This window comes from Stenoxybacter acetivorans DSM 19021 (genome assembly GCF_000745895.1).
GTDB lineage: Bacteria > Pseudomonadota > Gammaproteobacteria > Burkholderiales > Neisseriaceae > Stenoxybacter > Stenoxybacter acetivorans.
In genome coordinates, this window is record NZ_JQKE01000150.1 from 1 (window position 1) to 1058 (window position 1058).

Consider the following 1058-nt stretch of genomic DNA (forward strand, 5'->3'; position numbering starts at 1 on the left):
GGAAGACTCGATGATATAATCAAACTGTAGGATTTAACACTGACACAGAATTTTGAACGCCCTCAATTTATATGCCTTATGCAGAAGTGTTAAAATTTAATGAGCATCCAAAGGGATATGGGTTGCCTTGTTATTCAATTAAAACTAAAGAACCGAATAAGTATAATTCTATTTTCAATAATAAGATTTTTTTAAAAGGTATTAGATATAGAAAGGATGTAAAATGAGTTATAATTTAAACATTTTTCGACAATATGAAGATGATTCCTATAACTATGCTGGAAAATATGGGCTTCTTGATAGAGAAGATGCTAAGCCTGTAGATGCTTTTAGGCACGCTTATTCAAGTGCTATGGTTATACATATAAAGCTAATCAGCTGGTTGCTAGTGTGTTGGGTGGTGCATGGGAGGCTTTGGGTGATGCTATTTTTAACCAAGAACCATATGATAGCAATATGGATCATTGGAATAATAAAATTGGTAGAAGTATAGGAGATGCGGCTAAAAAAGATAAAAATATAAGTAAAGATGATATTGCTGAAAGGGTTTATGAGGCATTGAAAAATGGAGATTTAATTGTAGATCCAAAGAGCGACCCCCGTAAATATCCGCATGATAATCAAGATTATAAACACGCATATGAAAAATTTTACAATCCTGATTTACCTCTTTGCTTTGCGCCAATTGGTTGGCAAGCCCTCAACCGCGATGGTAAATACCATATCTACGACCCGATTGTTTTGGATTTAGACGGCGACGGCATTGAAACCGTTGGGCATGATAAGCGCGTTGGCGCATTGTTCGATCACAATAATGATGGTATTCGTACGGCGACAGGCTGGGTCAGTGCCGATGACGGTATTTTGGTGGTGGATAAAAACCAAGACGGCATTATCAGCAACGGTAATGAAATCTTTGGTGACAGTTATCGTAAAGCCAACGGCGAAACTGCTGTGAATGGCTATGATGCTTTATCCGAATTTGACAGCAATCAAGACGGTAAGATCACCGCTGAAGACGCACGGTTTACCGAGCTTAAAATCTGGCGTGATTTAAA

At 37.8% G+C, this 1058-nt stretch carries 1 protein-coding gene and 1 pseudogene; both read left to right on the top strand.

Annotated elements, in window-relative coordinates; genetic code table 11:
* Positions 1-223 precede the first annotated feature (223 nt).
* A complete protein-coding gene (locus tag Q384_RS11050; RefSeq protein WP_037588176.1) occupies positions 224-493 on the top strand; it encodes a hypothetical protein in 270 nt (89 codons plus the stop codon).
* Positions 391-1058 (top strand): annotated as a pseudogene (locus Q384_RS12775) (hypothetical protein); the annotation flags it as partial. The gene Q384_RS11050 and the pseudogene Q384_RS12775, both read left to right, overlap by 103 nt.